Genomic DNA, 19,491 nt, shown 5'->3' on the forward strand with positions numbered 1-19,491 from the left:
TGGTCCCACCGTAGACGGTATGAGGAAACGAGGTCGGATGATGCGTACGCGTCCGCTGAAGGTGGCGCTGCTGGGCTGTGGGGTTGTCGGCTCAGAGGTGGCGCGCATCATGACGACGCACGCCGAAGACCTCGCCGCGCGCATCGGGGCCCCGGTGGAACTGGCCGGTGTCGCCGTCCGCCGGCCCTCCAAGGTGCGCGAGGGCATCGACTCCGCGCTGGTCACCACGGACGCGACCGCCCTGGTCAAGCGCGGGGACATCGACGTCGTCGTCGAGGTCATCGGCGGCATCGAGCCGGCTCGTACGCTCATCACCACCGCCTTCGAGCACGGCGCCTCCGTCGTCTCCGCCAACAAGGCGCTGCTCGCCCAGGACGGCGCCGCGCTGCACGCTGCCGCCGAGGAGCACGGCCGGGACCTCTATTACGAGGCCGCCGTCGCCGGCGCGATCCCGCTCATCCGCCCGCTGCGCGAGTCCCTCGCCGGCGACAAGGTCAACCGGGTGCTCGGCATCGTCAACGGAACGACGAACTTCATCCTCGACAAGATGGACTCCACCGGCGCGGGCTATCAGGAGGCCCTCGACGAGGCCACCGCGCTCGGGTACGCGGAGGCCGACCCCACCGCCGACGTGGAGGGCTTCGACGCCGCCGCCAAGGCCGCGATCCTCGCCGGAATCGCCTTCCACACGCGCGTACGCCTCGACGACGTGTACCGCGAGGGCATGATCGAGGTGACCTCCGCCGACTTCGCCTCGGCGCGGCAGATGGGCTGCACCATCAAGCTGCTCGCCATCTGTGAGCGGGCGGCCGACGGCGGCTCCGTCACGGCGCGCGTGCACCCGGCCATGATTCCGCTCAGCCATCCGCTCTCCTCCGTGCGCGGCGCGTACAACGCCGTGTTCGTCGAGTCGGACGCCGCGGGTCAGCTCATGTTCTACGGCCCCGGCGCGGGTGGCGCGCCGACCGCCTCCGCCGTCCTCGGTGACCTGGTCGCCGTATGCCGCAACCGGCTCAGCGGAGCGACCGGACCGGGCGACTCCGCCTACGCGCAGCTTCCGGTGAGCCCCATGGGCGAGGTCGTCACGCGCTACCACATCAGTCTGGACGTGGCCGACAAACCGGGTGTTCTCGCCCAGGTGGCCACCGTCTTCGCCGAGCACGGGGTGTCCATCGATACCGTGCGGCAGCAGGGCAAGGACGGTGAGGCCTCTCTCGTCGTCGTCACCCATCGAGCGTCCGACGCGTCTCTCAACGGGGTCGTCGAAGCGCTGCGCAGCCTCGACACCGTCCGGGGTGTCGCCAGCATCATGCGGGTTGAAGGAGAGTAACCAGCAATGACCCACCAATGGCGCGGAATCATCGAGGAGTACCGGGACCGGCTTCCGGTGTCCGACAGCACGGAGGTCGTGACGCTCCGCGAGGGCGGTACGCCGCTCGTGCCCGCGCAGGTTCTCTCCGAGCGCACGGGCTGCGAGGTCCACCTCAAGGTGGAGGGCGCCAACCCGACGGGGTCCTTCAAGGACCGCGGTATGACCATGGCCATCACCCGGGCCAAGGAGGAGGGCGCGAAGGCCGTCATCTGCGCCTCCACCGGCAACACGTCGGCGTCCGCGGCCGCTTACGCCGTCCGCGCGGGGATGGTCTCCGCCGTCCTCGTGCCGCAGGGCAAGATCGCGCTCGGCAAGATGGGCCAGGCCCTCATCCACGGCGCGAAGATCCTCCAGGTCGACGGAAACTTCGACGACTGCCTGACGCTGGCGCGCGCGCTCTCCGACAACTACCCGGTCGCGCTGGTCAATTCGGTGAACCCGGTACGCATCGAGGGCCAGAAGACGGCCGCCTTCGAGATCGTCGACATGCTCGGCGACGCGCCCGACATCCACGTCCTCCCGGTGGGCAACGCGGGCAACATCACCGCGTACTGGAAGGGCTACACCGAGTACGCCGCCGACGGGATCGCCGCGCGGACCCCCCGCATGTGGGGATTCCAGGCCTCCGGTTCCGCGCCCATCGTGCGCGGCGAGGTCGTCAAGGACCCGTCGACCATCGCCACCGCGATCCGCATCGGCAACCCGGCGTCCTGGAAGTTCGCGCTGGCCGCGCGGGACGAATCGGGGGGCCTCATCGACGAGGTGACGGACCGTGAGATCCTGCGCGCCTACCGGCTGTTGGCCGCGCAGGAGGGCGTCTTCGTGGAGCCCGCCTCCGCCGCGTCCGTCGCCGGTCTGCTGAAGGCCGCCGAGCGCGGCCTGGTCGACCCCGGCCAGCGGATCGTCTGCACGGTCACCGGAAACGGGCTCAAGGACCCGGACTGGGCCGTCGCGGGCGCCCCGCAGCCGGTGACGGTTCCGGTGGACGCGGTCACCGCCGCCGAACGCCTCGGTCTCGCATAACGAGGGAACACCCGACGGGGGGTGCACAGGGGGCTTACGACACGCATCGTGCGCCTCCCGTGCGCCCTATGTCGCCACAGAACCTTCCTTCGATAGGCTGTACCGAACCCGCCCGCCGCATATGCCGCGGTGCCGCGCCGTCATAGCGGCCTCCGGGTCTTCGTACGTCTCGCAGTTCTTCGGAAATCTCGCACATCACGCAGCTCAAGGAGAGTCATCGAGCGATGGCCGGTCCAGCGTTCCGCGCCGCCGCCGTCCGGGTGCGCGTCCCCGCCACCAGTGCCAACCTCGGCCCGGGCTTCGACGCCTTCGGCCTGTCACTGGGGCTGTACGACGACGTGGTCGTCCGGGTGGCCGACTCCGGGCTGCACATCGACATCGCGGGTGAGGGCGGCGAGACCCTCCCGCGCGACGAGAACCACCTGCTCGTACGTTCCCTGCGCACCGCCTTCGACCTGCTGGGCGGACAGCCGCGCGGCCTCGAGATCGTCTGCGCCAACCGCATCCCGCACGGCCGCGGCCTCGGCTCCTCGTCGGCCGCCATCTGCGCCGGCATCGTCGCCGCGCGCGCCGTGACCATAGGCGGTGACAGCAGGCTCGACGACACGGCCCTGCTGGAGCTCGCCACCGAGATCGAGGGACACCCCGACAATGTCGCGGCCTGTCTCCTCGGCGGCTTCACGCTCTCCTGGATGGAGGGCGGCGCGGCCCGCGCGATCAGGCTGGACCCCGCGGATTCCATCGTTCCGGTGGTTTTCGTACCCGGAAAGCCGGTCCTCACGGAGACCGCCCGGGGACTGCTGCCGCGCACCGTCCCGCACGTCGACGCCGCCGCCAACGCGGGCCGCGCCGCACTACTCGTCGAGGCCCTCACCAGGCGCCCCGAGCTGCTGCTGCCCGCCACCGAAGACCGACTGCACCAGGACTACCGCGCCCCGGCCATGCCGGAGAGCGCGGCTCTGGTGGAGCGGCTGCGGGCCGACTCGGTGCCCGCGGTGATCTCCGGCGCCGGACCCACGGTGCTGGCACTGGTCGACGAGGCGAGCGCCGACAAGGTCGCCGATCTCGCCGGTCAGGGCTGGGCGGCCAACCGGCTGGACCTCGACGTGGAGGGGGCCAGCGTGCTGCCGCTCGCGCCTGTCAGCGTGCATTAGGAGCCACGGTTGCCGGATTTCGAGAGGGGGAATGTTTGTTGGATCCGGTAGTGTTAACCTCAAGTCTGCACCTGCCCCAGCCATGGCGAGGTGCTTCACGTCCCCGTCCGGGACAACCATTCTTCCGGGAGCCTCCCAAGCCGCACTGTGTTGCGTACGTCGTACGAGGACACTGAGCGGTTTGCCGAGCACGCTCCGGAACCGGCGTGACCGAGCCACGTGACACAGACACTCCGTGCCACGCCTCAGGAATCGTCATCACCAGATATTTCTTCCGCCGCTTAGGCGGACCACCGCCCCGGCACGGTCCACAGAGACAGGACCAAAGCCGGACAGCACAACCGGTCGCCGAGCCAGACAGGCCGACGTCCGCTCCAGGGAAGGACCCTTCGTGAGCGACACCACCGATCTGATGGGCGCACGTGTCGAGGAGACCGCTGCCGCGCCCGCCACGGACGCCTCCGCGCCTGCCACCGGTGCCGGCTCCCGGCGGCGCCGCGGTACCGGCCTCGAGGGCATGGTGCTGGCCGAGCTGCAGCAGGTCGCATCCGGCCTCGGCATCAGGGGCACCGCGCGGATGCGCAAGAGCCAGCTGATCGAGGTCATCAAGGAGGCGCAGGCCGGGGGCTCCCAGGCCGCTTCGGGCGCGTCGGCCAAGACCGCCGACGAGACCAAGCCGAAGCGCCGGGCCACCTCCAAGGCCCGTACGGGTGACGAGGCCGCGCCCGCCGCGAAGACCGCCGACAAGCAGGCGGAGAAGGCCGACAAGGCCGTGGCCCAGCAGCAGATCGACATTCCCGGCCAGCCGGCCGGCGGCCCCGCCCGCGCGAGCGAAGCCGAGCGTGGCGGAGACGACGCCCCCGCGGGTGACCGCCGCCGGCGCCGGGCCACCGCCGAGGCGGGCAGCCCCGAGACGGTCGCCGCCGAGGCGAAGAACGACACCCGGACCGAGGCGTCCGTCGACGCCAAGGGCGACGCCGGCGAGGACGGCCGGCAGGGCCGTCGCGACCGCCAGCGCGGGGACCGGAGTGACCGCGGAGACCGCGGTGGCCGTGACCGCGACCGCCGTGGCAAGGGCGACGAGCAGCAGCAGGGCCAGGGTGGTGGCGGCCAGCAGCGTCAGGACCGCCAGGACCGGCAGCAGCAGGGCGGCGGCCGTCAGGACCGCCAGGACCGGCAGCAGCGTGACAACGGCCCGCAGGACGACGACGACTTCGAGGGCGGCCGCCGCGGCCGTCGCGGGCGCTACCGGGACCGTCGGGGCCGTCGCGGCCGTGACGAGTTCGCCGCCGGTGAGCCGCAGGTCGCCGACGACGATGTGCTGATCCCCGTCGCGGGAATCCTGGACATCCTCGACAACTACGCGTTCATCCGTACGTCCGGCTACCTGCCGGGCCCGAACGACGTGTACGTCTCCCTCGCCCAGGTCCGCAAGAACGGCCTGCGCAAGGGTGACCACGTCACCGGTGCGGTCCGCCAGCCCAAGGACGGCGAGCGCCGCGAGAAGTTCAACGCGCTGGTCCGTCTCGACTCCGCGAACGGCATGGCCGCCGAATCCGGCCGCGGCCGCCCGGAGTTCAACAAGCTGACGCCCCTTTACCCGCAGGACCGGCTCCGTCTGGAGACCGACCCGGGCGTGCTGACCACCCGCATCATCGACCTCGTGTCGCCGATCGGTAAGGGCCAGCGCGGTCTGATCGTGGCCCCGCCGAAGACCGGTAAGACCATGATCATGCAGGCGATCGCCAACGCGATCACGCACAACAACCCCGAGTGCCACCTGATGGTCGTCCTGGTCGACGAGCGTCCGGAAGAGGTCACCGACATGCAGCGGTCGGTCAAGGGCGAGGTCATCTCCTCGACCTTCGACCGCCCGGCCGAGGACCACACCACGGTCGCCGAGCTCGCCATCGAGCGCGCCAAGCGTCTGGTGGAACTGGGCCACGACGTCGTCGTGCTCCTGGACTCGATCACGCGTCTGGGCCGTGCGTACAACCTCGCCGCCCCGGCCTCCGGCCGCATCCTGTCCGGTGGTGTCGACTCGACCGCGCTGTACCCGCCGAAGCGCTTCTTCGGTGCCGCGCGCAACATCGAGGACGGCGGCTCGCTGACCATCCTGGCCACCGCGCTCGTCGACACCGGCTCGCGCATGGACGAGGTGATCTTCGAGGAGTTCAAGGGCACCGGCAACATGGAGCTCAAGCTCGACCGGAAGCTCGCCGACAAGCGCATCTTCCCCGCGGTGGACGTCGACCCGTCCGGTACCCGTAAGGAAGAGATCCTCCTCAACCCCGAGGAGCTGGCGATCGTCTGGAAGCTGCGCCGGGTGCTGCACGCGCTCGACTCGCAGCAGGCCATCGAGCTGCTGCTGGACAAGATGAAGCAGACGAAGTCGAACGCCGAGTTCCTGATGCAGATCGCGAAGACGACGCCGTCGCCGGGCAACGGCAACGACTGACGCTTTCCCTGCTGATCCACGCCGAGGGCCGCTCCCGCTTCATGGGGGGCGGCCCTCGGCGTGCCGGCCGGACAAGACCACCGGTAAGGCCATGACCGAGATCTGTGCCACAGGGATGACGAGCGGGGCGGGTCGTCGGGGGGTCGGCTCGGTGGCCTGAAATCGCAGGTGAGCGCCGTTTCGCGCGGATTCGTGATCACGCTGCGTGGCCACCGCCATACCCGGCGGACATGCGGCGTTGTGCAACCCTTTTCCGAGTTTCGCCGTCTGACCGTACGGAGTGACCATGGAGCCGTACGCGTCACGACGGACCGGGCCGAAGGCCCGACCGGGCCTAGCCCTGAAAGCAGGGGGTAACCGACCGAACGAGGACTGAGGAGCACATGTCTGCCGAGAGCATGCCGGAACCCGGCACACCGCCCGAACCCGGTACCACCGGGCCGCGCCGCCGCGCGAAGGGCCGCCGTCGCAAGACCCGCAGCAAGCGCCGCAAGGCCCTGCTGATCACGGCCTGGGCCGCGGCGGGCGTCGTCGTCCTGGGCGGCACCGGTGTCGGCTACGTGTACTTCAAGCTCAACGGCAACATCAAGAGCGTCGACATCAACCAGGCACTCGGCAGTGACCGGCCGCAGAACGTCGACAACGGCTCCGAGGACATCCTCGTCCTGGGCTCGGACACCCGCTCCGGCACGAACAAGCAGCTCGGCGGCGGTACGGACGACGGCAGCGCCCGCTCGGACACGGCGATGATCGTGCACGTCTACGAGGGCCACAAGAAGGCCAGCGTGGTCTCCATACCCCGCGACACCCTCGTCGACCGGCCCTCCTGCACGGACTCCAAGGGCACCACGCACGACGCCGCGTCGAGCGTCATGTTCAACTCGGCGTACTCCACCGGCGGCGCCGCCTGCGCGGTGAAGACCGTCGAGTCCATGAGCGGCATCCGCATGGACCACTACGTCGAGGTCGACTTCAGCGGCTTCCAGAAGCTCATCGACGACCTGGGCGGGGTGGACATCACCACCACCAAGGACATCGCCGACCCGGACAGCCATCTGAACCTGAAGGCCGGCAAGCACACGCTCGACGGCGAGCAGGCACTCGGCCTGGTCCGCACCCGGCACGGCGTGGGCGACGGCTCCGACCTCGGCCGCATCCAGCTCCAGCAGGCGTTCATCAAGGCCCTGGTCAACCAGGTCAAGGACCTCGGCGTGCTGACCAGCCCGAAGAAGCTGTACGACCTCGCCGACACGGCGACGAAGACGGTCACCACCGACTCCGACCTCGCCTCCGTCAAGGACCTCGCGTCCTTCGCGAGCGGCCTGAAGGGCATCAGCTCGTCGAAGATGAACATGGTGACGATGCCGGTCCAGTACGACAGTGCGAACGCCAACCGCGTCCTGGTCGACAAGTCCAAGGCGCAGCTGGTCTGGGACGCGCTCAAGAACGACCGGGCGATCCCGAAGGCGGCCACCGAGGGCACGGCCGGCGGTGACGCGAAGGGCGTCGTCAGCTCCGGCTGAGCCGCGCGCGCCTCCGTCGGACCGCCGGCGGACCCTCGTAGGACTCCCGCCGGACCGTCCTCGGACCCGCGTCGGGAATAGATCATCCGTCCCCCCGGTTTTGGGGGATGACGCCAGTCCTGGCAGACTGGTACGTCGGCTCCGGTTCACGCTCCCGCAATCCGCGGCGGCGACCCGGCGCCCTCCCGAAACTAGGAGACACCTTGAAGCGCGACATCCACCCCGAGTACGTCGAGACGCAGGTCAGCTGCACCTGTGGCGCGTCGTTCATCACCCGCAGCACGATCTCCAGCGGCACCGTCCGCGCCGAGGTCTGCTCCGAGTGCCACCCGTTCTACACGGGCAAGCAGAAGATCCTCGACACCGGTGGCCGTGTGGCCCGCTTCGAGGCCCGCTTCGGCAAGGCTGCCGCTGCCAAGAAGTAGCGAGCCCACAGCGCCGGTCTCCGGTGCCCCCGCGCAGGGGGCATCGGGACCGGCGCTTTGCGGTGCAGCCCCCATTCGTCGTAGTACCTACGTCCCCACGCTCCTGACGAGCCGCGGGACAGCCCATTGGAGCCGGAGATGTTCGAGGCGGTCGAGGAACTCATCGGCGAGCACGCCGATCTGGAGACGAAGCTCGCTGACCCGTCGGTCCACGCCGACCAGGCCAACGCGCGCAAGCTGGGCAAGCGCTACGCCGAGCTGACCCCGATCGTCGCGACGTACCGCTCCTGGAAGCAGACCGGGGAGGACATCGAGACGGCGAAGGAGTTCGTCGCCGACGACCCCGATTTCGCCGCCGAGGTCAAGGACCTGGAGAAGCAGCGCGAGGTGCTCACCGAGAAGCTGCGCCTGCTGCTGGTCCCGCGCGACCCCAGCGACGACAAGGACGTCATCCTCGAGATCAAGGCGGGCGCGGGCGGCGACGAGTCGGCGCTGTTCGCCGGTGACCTGCTGCGCATGTATCTGCGCTACGCCGAGCGCGTCGGCTGGAAGACCGAGATCATCGACTCCACCGAGTCCGAGCTCGGCGGCTACAAGGACGTCCAGGTCGCCGTGAAGACCAAGGGCGGCCAGGGTGCCACCGAGCCGGGACAGGGCGTCTGGGCCCGCCTGAAGTACGAGGGCGGAGTGCACCGGGTGCAGCGCGTGCCCTCGACCGAGTCACAGGGCCGGATCCACACCTCCGCCGCCGGCGTCCTGGTCACGCCCGAGGCCGAGGAGGTCGACGTCGAGATCCACGCGAACGACCTGCGCATCGACGTCTACCGTTCGTCGGGCCCCGGTGGCCAGTCCGTCAACACCACGGACTCCGCGGTACGCATCACGCACATTCCCACCGGAGTCGTCGCCTCCTGCCAGAACGAGAAGAGCCAGCTGCAGAACAAGGAGCAGGCGATGCGTATCCTGCGCTCCAGGCTCCTCGCGGCGGCCCAGGAGGAAGCGGAGCGGGAGGCCGCGGACGCCCGCCGCAGCCAGGTCCGCACCGTCGACCGCTCCGAGAAGATCCGTACGTACAACTTCCCGGAGAACCGCATCTCGGACCACCGCGTCGGCTTCAAGGCGTACAACTTGGACCAGGTGCTCGACGGGGACCTCGACGCCATGATCCAGGCGTGCGTCGACGCGGACTCGGCTGCCAAGCTCGCCGCCGCGTAAGAGCCGTACCGCCGACCAGGCACGTGGACAACAGTCGTAGCCGTACGACGACAACAGCTCAGCCCCCGGAGGACCAGCGTGAACCTGCTGCTCGCGGAAGTGGCCCAGGCCACCCAGCGGCTGGCCGACGCCGGCGTGCCCTCGCCGCGCAATGACGCGGAGGAGCTCGCCGCGTTCGTGCACGGCGTGAAGCGGGGCGAGCTGCACACCGTCAAGGACACGGACTTCGACGCCCGCTACTGGGAGGTGACCGCGCGCCGCGAGGCCCGCGAGCCGCTCCAGCACATCACCGGGCGGGCCTACTTCCGTTATCTGGAACTCCAGGTCGGGCCAGGGGTGTTCGTGCCCCGGCCGGAGACCGAGTCCGTCGTCGGCTGGGCCATAGACGCCGTCCGCGCGATGGACGTCGTGGAACCGCTGATCGTGGACCTGTGCACGGGCTCCGGCGCCATCGCGCTCGCCCTCGCGCAGGAGGTCCCGCGCTCCCGGGTACACGCCGTGGAGCTGTCCGAGGACGCCCTCCAGTGGACGCGCAAGAACGTCGAGGGGTCCAGGGTCGACCTGCGCCAGGGAGACGCCCTGGAGGCCTTCCCCGACCTCGACGGCCATGTGGACCTCGTCATCTCCAACCCGCCGTACATCCCGCTCACGGAGTGGGAGTACGTCCAGCCCGAGGCCCGGGACTACGATCCCGAACTCGCCCTGTTCTCAGGGGAGGACGGCCTCGACCTGATCCGGGGCATCGAGCGCACCGCACATCGCCTGCTGCGCCCGGGCGGTGTCGTCGTCATCGAGCATGCCGACACCCAGGGCGGACAGGTGCCGTGGATCTTCACCGAGGAGCGGGGCTGGGCCGACGCGGCCGATCACCCGGACCTCAACAACCGGCCGCGGTTCGCGACCGCACGCAGGGCGATGCCGTGAGCACGCCCACCGTTACTTCAAGCCAGCAGTACGTGTACGAGGAGGCCCGCTAGATGGCACGGCGATACGACACCAACGACGCGACCGACCGCACGACGGGTCTGCGCGAGGCCGCCTCCGCCGTCCGCCGTGGCGAGCTCGTGGTGCTGCCGACGGACACCGTGTACGGCGTCGGCGCCGACGCGTTCTCCTCGGAGGCCGTCGCCGATCTCCTCGACGCCAAGGGCCGGGGCCGCAACATGCCCACCCCCGTCCTGATCGGCTCCCCGAACACGCTGCACGGGCTCGTCACGGACTTCTCCGAGATGGCCTGGGAGCTCGTCGACGCGTTCTGGCCGGGCGCGCTGACGATCGTCGCCAAGCACCAGCCGTCCCTGCAGTGGGACCTGGGGGACACCCGGGGCACCGTCGCCGTGCGCATGCCGCTGCACCCGGTCGCCATCGAACTGCTCACCGAGGTCGGCCCGATGGCCGTCTCCTCCGCCAACCTCACGGGCCACCCCTCGCCGGAGGACTGTGACGCCGCGCAGGAGATGCTCGGCGACTCCATCTCCGTCTACCTCGACGGCGGCCCGACCCCGGGCATCGTGCCCTCCTCGATCGTCGACGTGACCGGCCGGGTGCCCGTGCTGCTGCGCGAGGGGGCACTGTCGGCCGAGGAGCTGCGGAAGGTCGTACCCGACCTCGAGGTGGCGAATTGACAGCCCCTGACGCGGGGCGTGGCATAGGCACGGGGATCACGGGGGCCAACGGGTCCCCCAGGGGGTCCTTCCGCATCCTCCACGTCAGCACCGGCAACGTGTGCCGCTCGCCGATCACCGAGCGGCTGACCCGCCATGCCCTGGCGGACCGGCTGGGCGACCCGACGTGGGGCGGTCTGACCGTGGAGAGCGCGGGCACCTGGGGACACGAGGGCGCGCCCATGGAGGCCAACGCCGAGACCGTCCTCGCGGACTTCGGCGCGGACGCCTCCGGCTTCGTCGGCCGCGAACTCCTCGACGAGCACGTCATCCGGGCCGACCTGGTCCTCACCGCCACCCGCGACCACCGGGCCCAGGTCATCTCCATGGGCCACTCGGCAGGCCTGCGCACCTTCACCCTGAAGGAGTTCACCCGCCTCGTCAGGGCCATAGATCCAGCCACTCTGCCGCCCCTGGAGGACGGTGTGATCGAGCGGGCCCGCGCCCTGGTGCGGGCCGCCGCGGCGCTGCGCGGCTGGCTGCTGGCGCCGACCGCGGAGGCGGACGAGGTGTACGACCCGTACGGAGCCCCGCTGCCGTTCTTCCGCTCGATCGGGGACGAGATCAACGAAGCGCTGGATCCGGTGGTGACGGCGTTGACGGGTGTGCCGGCACGGACGTGATCCGGCCGCGGCCATCCGGTGCGGCCGGCCTGACGGGTGTACCTGCACGGACGTAACACCGGGCGCCCGGGCGGTCGCGGTTCTACATTGGACGTAGCGCACCCCCCGCCGAGGTCCGGAGTCCACCATGCCGGTCACACAAACACTGGAAGCGGATGCCCTGCGTCGCCAGGACCCCGAACTCGCCGAGATCCTGCTGGGCGAGCTCGACCGGCAGTCGACGACGCTGCAGCTGATCGCCGCCGAGAACTTCACCTCGCCGGCCGTCCTCGCCGCCCTGGGGTCGCCCCTCGCCAACAAGTACGCCGAGGGTTACCCCGGCGCCCGGCACCACGGCGGCTGCGAGATCGTCGACGTCGCGGAACGCCTCGCCGTGGACCGCGCCAAGGGCCTCTTCGGTGCGGAACACGCCAACGTGCAGTCCCACTCCGGGTCTTCGGCCGTCCTCGCCGCGTACGCCGCCCTGCTGCGCCCCGGCGACACCGTGCTCGCGATGGGCCTGCCCTTCGGCGGCCACCTCACCCACGGCTCGCCCGCGAACTTCTCCGGCCGCTGGTTCGACTTCGTCGGCTACGGCGTCGACGCGGAGAGCGGCCTGATCGACTACGAGCAGGTGCGCGCGCTCGCCCGCGTCCACCGCCCCAAAGCCGTCGTGTGCGGCTCCATCTCCTATCCGCGGCACATCGACTACGCGGCCTTCCGGGAGATCGCCGACGAGGTGGGCGCCTATCTCATCGCCGACGCCGCCCATCCCATCGGGCTCGTCGCCGGGGGAGCGGCGCCCAATCCGGTGCCGTACGCCGATGTCGTCTGTGCCACCACCCACAAGGTGCTGCGCGGCCCGCGCGGCGGGATGATCCTGTGCGGCGCCGAGCTGGCGGAGCGGGTCGACCGGGCGGTCTTCCCGTTCACGCAGGGCGGCGCGCAGATGCACACCATCGCCGCGAAGGCGGTCGCGTTCGGCGAGGCGGCAACACCGGCCTTCACGGCGTACGCCCATCAGGTGGTCGCCTCCGCGCGGGTGCTCGCCGAGGCGCTGGCCGGGCAGGGGCTCGGCGTCACCACCGGCGGCACCGACACCCATCTGCTGACCGTGGACCCCGCACCGCTCGGCGTCGACGGACGCACCGCGCGCGGCCGGCTCGCCGCCGCCGGCATGGTCCTCGACACCTGCGCGCTGCCCCATGGAGACGCCCGGGGGCTGCGCCTGGGCACCGCGGCGATCACCACCCAGGGCATGGGCGCGACGGAGATGGCGCGGATCGCCGTACTCTTCGGGGGTGTGCTGCGTGACGAGATCGAGGGGAAGCGCGCACGTGACGAAGTGCGGGAGCTGACCGGCGGATTTCCGCCGTATCCCGGCTAGCGAGGGGTGGCCGGGATCACGCCCACAGTCTCTCGTGCAACCATCGTCGCTACCCGGATGTCCTCACTCATATGCGCGCGAAGCTAGGGTGTGGGGCTGAGATGGCCAGCGAGACCTGTGGGGAAGCCCGTGCGTGAATACCTGCTGACGCTCTGCATCACGGCCGCGGTGACGTATCTGCTGACAGGGCCGGTACGGAAGTTCGCGATCGTGGCCGGAGCCATGCCGGAGATCCGGGCACGTGACGTGCACCGGGAACCCACTCCGCGACTCGGCGGGATCGCCATGTTCTTCGGGCTCTGCGCCGGCCTGCTGGTCGCCGATCACCTGGAGAACCTGAACGAGGTCTTCGCCAACTCGAACGAACCGCGGGCCCTGCTCTCCGGAGCCGCGCTGATCTGGCTGATCGGCGTCCTGGACGACAAGTTCGAGATCGACGCCCTGATCAAGCTGGGCGGGCAGATGATCGCCGCCGGCGTGATGGTCATGCAGGGTCTGACGATCCTGTGGCTGCCGATCCCGGGTGTCGGCCTGGTCGCGCTGACCCAGTGGCAGGGCACCCTGCTCACCGTGGCGCTCGTCGTCATCACCATCAACGCGGTGAACTTCGTGGACGGCCTCGACGGCCTCGCCTCCGGCATGGTGTGCATCGCCTCCGCCGCGTTCTTCCTGTACGCGTACCGCATCTGGTACAGCTACGGCATCGAGGCCGCCGCCCCCGCGACGCTCTTCTCGGCGATCCTGATGGGCATGTGCCTGGGCTTCCTGCCGCACAACATGCACCCCGCGCGGATCTTCATGGGCGACTCCGGCTCGATGCTGATCGGGCTGGTGCTCGCGGCCGGCGCGATCTCCATCACCGGGCAGATCGACCCGGACGCGATGAACCTGTTCTCCGGCTCGGAGCGCAACACCGTGCACCAGACGGTGCCCGTGTACATCCCGCTGCTGCTCCCGCTGACGATCATCGCGGTGCCGGCCGCCGACCTGGTGCTCGCCATCGTGCGGCGCACCTGGCGCGGACAGTCGCCGTTCGCCGCCGACCGCGGACATCTGCACCACCGTCTGCTGGAGGTCGGCCACTCGCACAGCCGGGCCGTCCTGATCATGTACTTCTGGTCGGCGGTGATCGCTTTCGGCGCTCTCGCCTTCTCGGTCAACTCGGCGTCCATGTGGATCGTGCTCGGGATCATGGGATTCAGCGCGGTCGGGCTCGTACTGCTCCTGCTGCCGCGCTTCACTCCGCGCACCCCGCGCTGGGCCGAGCGTTTCGTGCCGCCCCGCTACCGCCGTGGCGGCCAGGGCGAGTCGGAGGCCCTGGGGGACGGCGTACCGTCCGCGGTCCGTGTGCCGAGCGAGGAGGAGCACCGTGCTCCGGTCGCGGCGGGGGTCTCAGGAGTCAATGGGGCGACGGCAGTTGGCGCTCGTTCGCGGTTGGCGGACAGGCGCGGGGCCGGCTCCTCACGTTGACGCAAGGTAAGAATCTTGCAAGAGACGGCGATGGCAAACCGCCCCAATATCAGACAACTTGACCCCCGCGGTGCACAGACGCGCAGCTTCACTCTCATGTGTGACAGTTGGCACACCAACCAGGTAAAGACCTCATCAAATAGTTTGTGATACGGTTCACGAGAACCCGGGACAGAGCCGAAGGACCGTAGTGCGAGGGTCCCTTGGCGTGAGGTTCTCTCTCATCCCGGGACTACGCTCGTCCATGACGACACGCCCCCCTTACAAGCGGAGTTGCCGCCATGCCGTCCAATGACGTCCGGATTCTCCTTCAGGCTGCCGTACCCACGGCTGCCGTCGGCGCGATTGCCGCCGTCGTCAGCGGTGTGGTCGCGGGTGGCAAGGGAGCGATCGGGGCGCTCGTCGCGACGCTGGTCGTGATCCTCTTCATGGGCATCGGGCTCTACGTACTGCAGCGCACTGCCAAATCGCTTCCGCACCTGTTCCAGGCGATGGGCCTCATGCTCTACGCGGCGCAGATTCTTCTGCTGTTCATCTTCGTCGCCGCGTTCAAGAACACATCGCTGTTCAACCCCAAGGCTTTCGCCATCACGCTCGTCGCCGCCACCCTCGCGTGGATCGGCGCACAGGCGCGCGCCTTCATGAAGGCCAAGATCCTCTATGTCGAACCCGACTCCTCGAAGGGCGACAAGCCCGAAAAGACCGGGCACTCGTCGTGAGGGGTAGGGCCGGGATAAAGGCGCCCAGGAGATCCTGCTATCGTCCGGTGCCAACTGCGGCATCGCGGGCGCGGGCATCTGAGCTGACGCCTGCTCAAACGCGAGGCTTGATGCCCGACAGCCGCCCCCACATCCGAAACACCAGTCCAGTGCCGAACCGCGGCTGCGCGCCGCGCCGACACAACGAGGTTGCCGTACCTATGCGCCACGCTGAAGGAGCCCGCGGTGAGTGCTGACCCGACGCAGGTGCTCGCCTTCGAGACCGACTGCCACATCTTCGACGGCTGTGGCTTCCCGGCTCCCGGCCTGCACTCGTTCCTGTTCGAACCCCTCTGGGGCGACGGGGACAGCAACGTGTACTTCAACAAGACGATGCTGCTGGCGCTGCTCGGCTCGATCATCATCGTCGGGTTCTTCTGGGCCGCCTTCCGCAAGCCGAAGGTCGTCCCGGGCAAGCTCCAGATGGTCGCCGAGGCGGGCTACGACTTCGTACGCCGCGGCGTCGTCTACGAGACGATTGGGAAGAAGGAAGGCGAGAAGTACGTACCACTCGTCGTCACGCTGTTCTTCTTCATCTGGATGATGAACCTGTGGTCGATCGTGCCGGTCGCCCAGTTCCCGGTGACGGCGATCATCTCGTATCCCGCGGTTCTCGCGGCGATCGTCTACATCCTCTGGGTCTCGCTGACCTTCAAGCGGCACGGGTTCGTCGGTGCGTTCAAGAACTTCACCGGATACGACAAGTCGCTCGGCCCGGTTCTCCCGTTGGCCATGTTCATCGAGTTCCTCTCGAACCTGATCGTCCGGCCCTTCACGCACGCGGTGCGACTCTTCGCGAACATGTTCGCGGGTCACACCCTGCTGCTGCTTTTCACGATCGCCAGCTGGTACCTGCTGAACGGCATCGGCATCGCCTACGCCGGCGTCTCTTTCATCATGGTGATCGTGATGACGGCCTTCGAGCTCTTCATCCAGGCCCTGCAGGCGTACGTCTTCGTGCTCCTGACCTGCACCTTCATCCAGGGCGCGCTCGCCGAGCACCACTGAGCCAACCCTCCTGCAAAACCCCCCAAGCGTCCGGTGGCCAACCCCCGCCGGTCCGTACAGAGAAGGAAGAATCAGCATGGCTGCCACTGAGACCCTCGCCGCCGTCTCCGGCTCCCTCGGTTCCATCGGCTACGGCCTCGCCGCCATCGGTCCTGGCGTCGGCGTCGGCATCATCTTCGGTAACGGCACCCAGGCCCTCGCCCGTCAGCCCGAGGCCGCCGGTCTGATCCGCGCCAACCAGATCCTCGGCTTCGCCTTCTGTGAGGCGCTCGCCCTCATCGGTCTGGTTATGCCGTTCGTCTACGGCGTGTGACGTCGGATTCACGACAGCCCACTAGACGAAAGGCACTGAAATGAGCCAGCTGCTCATTCTGGCGGCCGAGAAGGAAAACCCTCTCATCCCGCCGATCCCCGAGCTTGTCATCGGCTTGATCGCCTTCGTCATCGTCTTCGGCTTCCTCGCCAAGAAGCTGCTTCCGAACATCAACAAGGTTCTGGAGCAGCGTCGCGAGGCCATCGAGGGCGGTATCGAGAAGGCCGAGGCCGCTCAGACCGAGGCCCAGAGCGTGCTTGAGCAGTACAAGGCTCAGCTCGCCGAGGCCCGGCACGAGGCCGCGCGTCTGCGCCAGGAGGCGCAGGAGCAGGGCGCCACGCTCATCGCCGAGATGCGTGCGGAAGGCCAGCGGCAGCGTGAGGAAATCATCGCCGCGGGTCACTCGCAGCTCGAGGCCGACCGCAAGGCCGCCGCGTCCTCGCTGCGTCAGGACGTCGGCAAGCTCGCCACCGACCTGGCCGGCAAGCTCGTCGGTGAGTCCCTCGAGGACCACGCCCGGCAGAGCCGCACGATCGACCGTTTCCTCGACGAGCTCGAGGAGAAGGCCGAGGCCGCGCGATGAACGGAGCGAGCCGCGAGGCCCTGGCAGCCGCACGTGAGCGTGTCGACGCGCTGACGGACAGTACGTCCGTGGACGCGGCGCAGCTCGCCGACGAGCTGGCCGCCGTCACCGCGCTGCTCGACCGCGAGGTGTCGCTGCGTCGGGTCCTGACCGACCCGGCGCAGCCCGGTGAGGCCAAGGCCGAGCTGGCCGGGCGCCTGTTCGGCGGCCAGGTCAGCGGCACGACCACCGAACTGGTGTCGGACCTGGTGCGTTCCCGCTGGTCGCAGCCCCGCGACCTGGTGGACGCGCTGGAGGACCTGGCGAACACCGCCGACCTCACCGCCGCGCAGCAGGCCGGTGCGCTCGACGACGTCGAGGACGAGCTGTTCCGGTTCGGCCGGATCGTCACCTCGAGCACCGAGCTGCGTGCCGCGCTGACCAGCCGCACCGCAGGCAAGGCCGCGAAGGGCGAGCTGCTGAGCAGCCTGCTCGGCGGCCGGGCCAACGCCGCCACCGAGCGTCTGGTGACGCGCCTGGTGACCGCGCCGCGTGGACGTAGCCTGGAAGCGGGACTGGAGTCCCTCTCCAAGCTGGCCGCCGCGCGCCGGGACCGTACGGTCGCCGTCGTGACCTCGGCGGTACCGCTGAGCGACGGACAGAAGCAGCGCCTCGGCGCCGCTCTGGCGAAGCTCTACGGCCGGCAGATGCACCTCAACCTCGACGTGGACCCCGAGGTCCTCGGCGGGATCCGGGTGCAGGTCGGTGACGAGGTCATCAACGGTTCGATCGCGGACCGGATCGAGGACGCAAGTCGCCGCATGGCGGGCTAGCAGCAACTCAATACGCAAGAACGCAGTGCTTACGGCCCTGGTTGGGCCGTGCAGAGGATTCCTGGGGGCTGACCCCAGACCCCCCAAGAAAACTTCGGGCCCAACAAGGAGAGCAGGGAACCCAGATGGCGGAGCTCACGATCCGGCCGGAGGAGATCCGGGACGCGCTGGAGAACTTTGTCCAGTCGTACAAGCCGGACGCGGCCTCGCGCGAGGAGGTCGGTAAGGTCACCGTCGCCGGCGACGGTATCGCCAAGGTCGAGGGTCTGCCCTCGGCCATGGCGAACGAGCTGCTGAAGTTCGAGGACGGCACCCTCGGTCTCGCGCTGAACCTGGAAGAGCGCGAGATCGGTGCGGTCGTCCTCGGTGAATTCAGCGGTATCGAGGAGGGCCAGCCGGTCACCCGTACCGGCGAGGTCCTGTCCGTCGCGGTGGGCGAGGGTTACCTCGGCCGCGTCGTCGACCCGCTCGGCACCCCGATCGACGGCCTCGGCGAGATCGAGACGTCCGGCCGCCGCGCCCTCGAGCTGCAGGCCCCCACGGTCATGGACCGCAAGTCGGTGCACGAGCCGATGGAGACCGGCTACAAGGCCGTCGACGCGATGACCCCGATCGGCCGTGGCCAGCGTCAGCTGATCATCGGCGACCGGCAGACCGGCAAGACCGCTCTGGCCGTCGACACGATCATCAACCAGCGCGACAACTGGCGCTCGGGCGACCCGAAGAAGCAGGTCCGCTGCATCTACGTCGCCATCGGTCAGAAGGGTTCCACCATCGCCTCCGTGCGCGGTGCCCTGGAAGAGGCCGGCGCGCTCGAGTACACGACCATCGTCGCCGCCCCGGCGTCCGACCCGGCCGGCTTCAAGTACCTGGCGCCGTACACCGGTTCGGCCATCGGTCAGCAGTGGATGTACGAGGGCAAGCACGTCCTCATCATCTTCGACGACCTTTCGAAGCAGGCCGACGCCTACCGCGCCGTGTCCCTGCTGCTCCGTCGTCCGCCGGGGCGCGAGGCCTACCCCGGTGACGTCTTCTACCTGCACTCCCGTCTGCTGGAGCGCTGCGCGAAGCTCTCCGACGAGATGGGCGCCGGTTCGATGACGGGTCTGCCGATCGTCGAGACCAAGGCGAACGACGTGTCGGCGTTCATCCCGACCAACGTCATCTCCATCACCGACGGCCAGTGCTTCCTGGAGTCGGACCTGTTCAACGCCGGTCAGCGTCCCGCGCTGAACGTCGGTATCTCCGTCTCCCGAGTCGGTGGTTCCGCGCAGCACAAGGCGATGCGCCAGGTGTCCGGCCGGCTCCGCGTGGACCTCGCCCAGTTCCGTGAGCTGGAGGCGTTCGCCGCCTTCGGTTCCGACCTGGACGCCGCGTCGAAGGCCCAGCTGGAGCGCGGTCAGCGGATGGTCGAGCTGCTCAAGCAGCCGCAGTACCAGCCGATGCCGACCGAGGACCAGGTCGTCTCCGTCTGGGCCGGTACCACCGGCAAGATGGACGAGGTACCGGTCAACGACATCCGCCGCTTCGAGAAGGAGCTCCTTGAGTACCTGCACCGCAAGGAGCAGGGCCTCATGACCTCCATCAAGGAGGGCGCCAAGATGTCGGACGACACGCTCCAGGCCATCGCCGACGCCATCGCGGACTTCAAGAAGCAGTTCGAGACGTCGGACGGCAAGCTCCTCGGCGAGGACACCCCTGCCGCTTCGGGCAAGTGACGACGG

At 69.2% G+C, this 19,491-nt stretch carries 18 protein-coding genes; all 18 read left to right on the plus strand.

The window, feature by feature from the left end; translation table 11 throughout:
• Positions 1-37 precede the first annotated feature (37 nt).
• A complete protein-coding gene (locus tag ACFVYF_RS21550) occupies positions 38-1,330 on the plus strand; it encodes a homoserine dehydrogenase (protein WP_389457552.1) in 1,293 nt (430 codons plus the stop codon).
• Between the two features lie 6 nt (positions 1,331-1,336).
• A complete protein-coding gene (gene thrC / locus ACFVYF_RS21555) occupies positions 1,337-2,395 on the plus strand; it encodes a threonine synthase (RefSeq protein ID WP_389457553.1) in 1,059 nt (352 codons plus the stop codon).
• A 224-nt stretch (positions 2,396-2,619) separates the two neighbouring features.
• The gene (gene thrB, locus ACFVYF_RS21560; protein WP_389457555.1) at positions 2,620-3,549 is read left to right on the plus strand and encodes a homoserine kinase; all 930 of its coding nucleotides are present in this window, start codon (positions 2,620-2,622) and stop codon (positions 3,547-3,549) included.
• A gap of 391 nt (positions 3,550-3,940) precedes the next feature.
• Positions 3,941-6,007: a transcription termination factor Rho gene (gene rho, locus ACFVYF_RS21565; protein ID WP_389457557.1), complete on the plus strand. Its 2,067-nt coding sequence runs from the start codon at positions 3,941-3,943 to the stop codon at positions 6,005-6,007.
• A gap of 383 nt (positions 6,008-6,390) precedes the next feature.
• Positions 6,391-7,530 carry an LCP family protein gene (locus ACFVYF_RS21570; RefSeq protein ID WP_389457559.1) on the plus strand — a complete coding sequence of 380 codons (1,140 nt, stop codon included), beginning with the start codon at positions 6,391-6,393 and terminating at the stop codon, positions 7,528-7,530.
• A gap of 203 nt (positions 7,531-7,733) precedes the next feature.
• A complete protein-coding gene (gene rpmE / locus ACFVYF_RS21575; RefSeq protein WP_383290642.1) occupies positions 7,734-7,955 on the plus strand; it encodes a 50S ribosomal protein L31 in 222 nt (73 codons plus the stop codon).
• A 138-nt stretch (positions 7,956-8,093) separates the two neighbouring features.
• Positions 8,094-9,170 (plus strand): peptide chain release factor 1, encoded by a 1,077-nt coding sequence (gene prfA, locus ACFVYF_RS21580; protein WP_389457561.1) that lies wholly within the window; start codon positions 8,094-8,096, stop codon positions 9,168-9,170.
• 78 nt (positions 9,171-9,248) lie between these two features.
• Positions 9,249-10,094: a peptide chain release factor N(5)-glutamine methyltransferase gene (gene prmC / locus ACFVYF_RS21585; RefSeq protein WP_389457563.1), complete on the plus strand. Its 846-nt coding sequence runs from the start codon at positions 9,249-9,251 to the stop codon at positions 10,092-10,094.
• Positions 10,095-10,147: 53 nt separating this feature from the next.
• On the plus strand, positions 10,148-10,795 hold the full coding sequence (locus tag ACFVYF_RS21590) for an L-threonylcarbamoyladenylate synthase (RefSeq protein WP_389457564.1): 648 nt from the start codon (positions 10,148-10,150) through the stop codon (positions 10,793-10,795).
• Complete coding sequence (locus tag ACFVYF_RS21595) at positions 10,792-11,457, plus strand: protein-tyrosine-phosphatase (RefSeq protein ID WP_389457566.1); 666 nt, start codon at positions 10,792-10,794, stop codon at positions 11,455-11,457. Before ACFVYF_RS21590 ends, ACFVYF_RS21595 begins: the two co-directional genes overlap by 4 nt.
• A 127-nt stretch (positions 11,458-11,584) precedes the next feature.
• Entirely contained in the window at positions 11,585-12,823 is a 1,239-nt protein-coding gene (glyA, locus tag ACFVYF_RS21600; RefSeq protein WP_389457568.1) for a serine hydroxymethyltransferase, read from the plus strand.
• A 129-nt stretch (positions 12,824-12,952) separates the two neighbouring features.
• On the plus strand, positions 12,953-14,293 hold the full coding sequence (locus ACFVYF_RS21605; RefSeq protein WP_389457570.1) for an MraY family glycosyltransferase: 1,341 nt from the start codon (positions 12,953-12,955) through the stop codon (positions 14,291-14,293).
• Positions 14,294-14,574: 281 nt separating this feature from the next.
• The gene (locus ACFVYF_RS21610) at positions 14,575-15,012 is read left to right on the plus strand and encodes a hypothetical protein (protein ID WP_383290662.1); all 438 of its coding nucleotides are present in this window, start codon (positions 14,575-14,577) and stop codon (positions 15,010-15,012) included.
• A 225-nt stretch (positions 15,013-15,237) separates the two neighbouring features.
• Entirely contained in the window at positions 15,238-16,059 is an 822-nt protein-coding gene (gene atpB / locus ACFVYF_RS21615; RefSeq protein ID WP_389457571.1) for a F0F1 ATP synthase subunit A, read from the plus strand.
• A gap of 76 nt (positions 16,060-16,135) precedes the next feature.
• Positions 16,136-16,372, plus strand: coding sequence for a F0F1 ATP synthase subunit C (locus ACFVYF_RS21620; protein ID WP_067273352.1), 237 nt, complete (start codon positions 16,136-16,138; stop codon positions 16,370-16,372).
• A 40-nt stretch (positions 16,373-16,412) separates the two neighbouring features.
• The gene (locus tag ACFVYF_RS21625; RefSeq protein WP_389457573.1) at positions 16,413-16,955 is read left to right on the plus strand and encodes a F0F1 ATP synthase subunit B; all 543 of its coding nucleotides are present in this window, start codon (positions 16,413-16,415) and stop codon (positions 16,953-16,955) included.
• A complete protein-coding gene (locus tag ACFVYF_RS21630; protein WP_389457575.1) occupies positions 16,952-17,767 on the plus strand; it encodes a F0F1 ATP synthase subunit delta in 816 nt (271 codons plus the stop codon). Before ACFVYF_RS21625 ends, ACFVYF_RS21630 begins: the two co-directional genes overlap by 4 nt.
• Before the next feature lie 125 nt (positions 17,768-17,892).
• Positions 17,893-19,485 (plus strand): F0F1 ATP synthase subunit alpha, encoded by a 1,593-nt coding sequence (gene atpA, locus ACFVYF_RS21635; protein WP_389457577.1) that lies wholly within the window; start codon positions 17,893-17,895, stop codon positions 19,483-19,485.
• The last annotated feature ends 6 nt before the right edge of the window (positions 19,486-19,491 follow it).

The organism is Streptomyces sp. NPDC058274 (assembly GCF_042881375.1).
GTDB lineage: Bacteria > Actinomycetota > Actinomycetes > Streptomycetales > Streptomycetaceae > Streptomyces.

Coding starts and splice junctions, on each gene's coding strand:
- ACFVYF_RS21625 (WP_389457573.1), top strand. CDS start 16,413: ATGAGCCAGCTGCTCATTCTGGCGGCCGAGAAGGAAAACCCTCTCATC.
- thrC (WP_389457553.1), top strand. CDS start 1,337: ATGACCCACCAATGGCGCGGAATCATCGAGGAGTACCGGGACCGGCTT.
- ACFVYF_RS21620 (WP_067273352.1), top strand. CDS start 16,136: ATGGCTGCCACTGAGACCCTCGCCGCCGTCTCCGGCTCCCTCGGTTCC.
- atpA (WP_389457577.1), top strand. CDS start 17,893: ATGGCGGAGCTCACGATCCGGCCGGAGGAGATCCGGGACGCGCTGGAG.
- ACFVYF_RS21590 (WP_389457564.1), top strand. CDS start 10,148: ATGGCACGGCGATACGACACCAACGACGCGACCGACCGCACGACGGGT.
- ACFVYF_RS21630 (WP_389457575.1), top strand. CDS start 16,952: ATGAACGGAGCGAGCCGCGAGGCCCTGGCAGCCGCACGTGAGCGTGTC.
- glyA (WP_389457568.1), top strand. CDS start 11,585: ATGCCGGTCACACAAACACTGGAAGCGGATGCCCTGCGTCGCCAGGAC.
- prfA (WP_389457561.1), top strand. CDS start 8,094: ATGTTCGAGGCGGTCGAGGAACTCATCGGCGAGCACGCCGATCTGGAG.
- ACFVYF_RS21570 (WP_389457559.1), top strand. CDS start 6,391: ATGTCTGCCGAGAGCATGCCGGAACCCGGCACACCGCCCGAACCCGGT.
- ACFVYF_RS21550 (WP_389457552.1), top strand. CDS start 38: ATGATGCGTACGCGTCCGCTGAAGGTGGCGCTGCTGGGCTGTGGGGTT.
- thrB (WP_389457555.1), top strand. CDS start 2,620: ATGGCCGGTCCAGCGTTCCGCGCCGCCGCCGTCCGGGTGCGCGTCCCC.
- ACFVYF_RS21610 (WP_383290662.1), top strand. CDS start 14,575: ATGCCGTCCAATGACGTCCGGATTCTCCTTCAGGCTGCCGTACCCACG.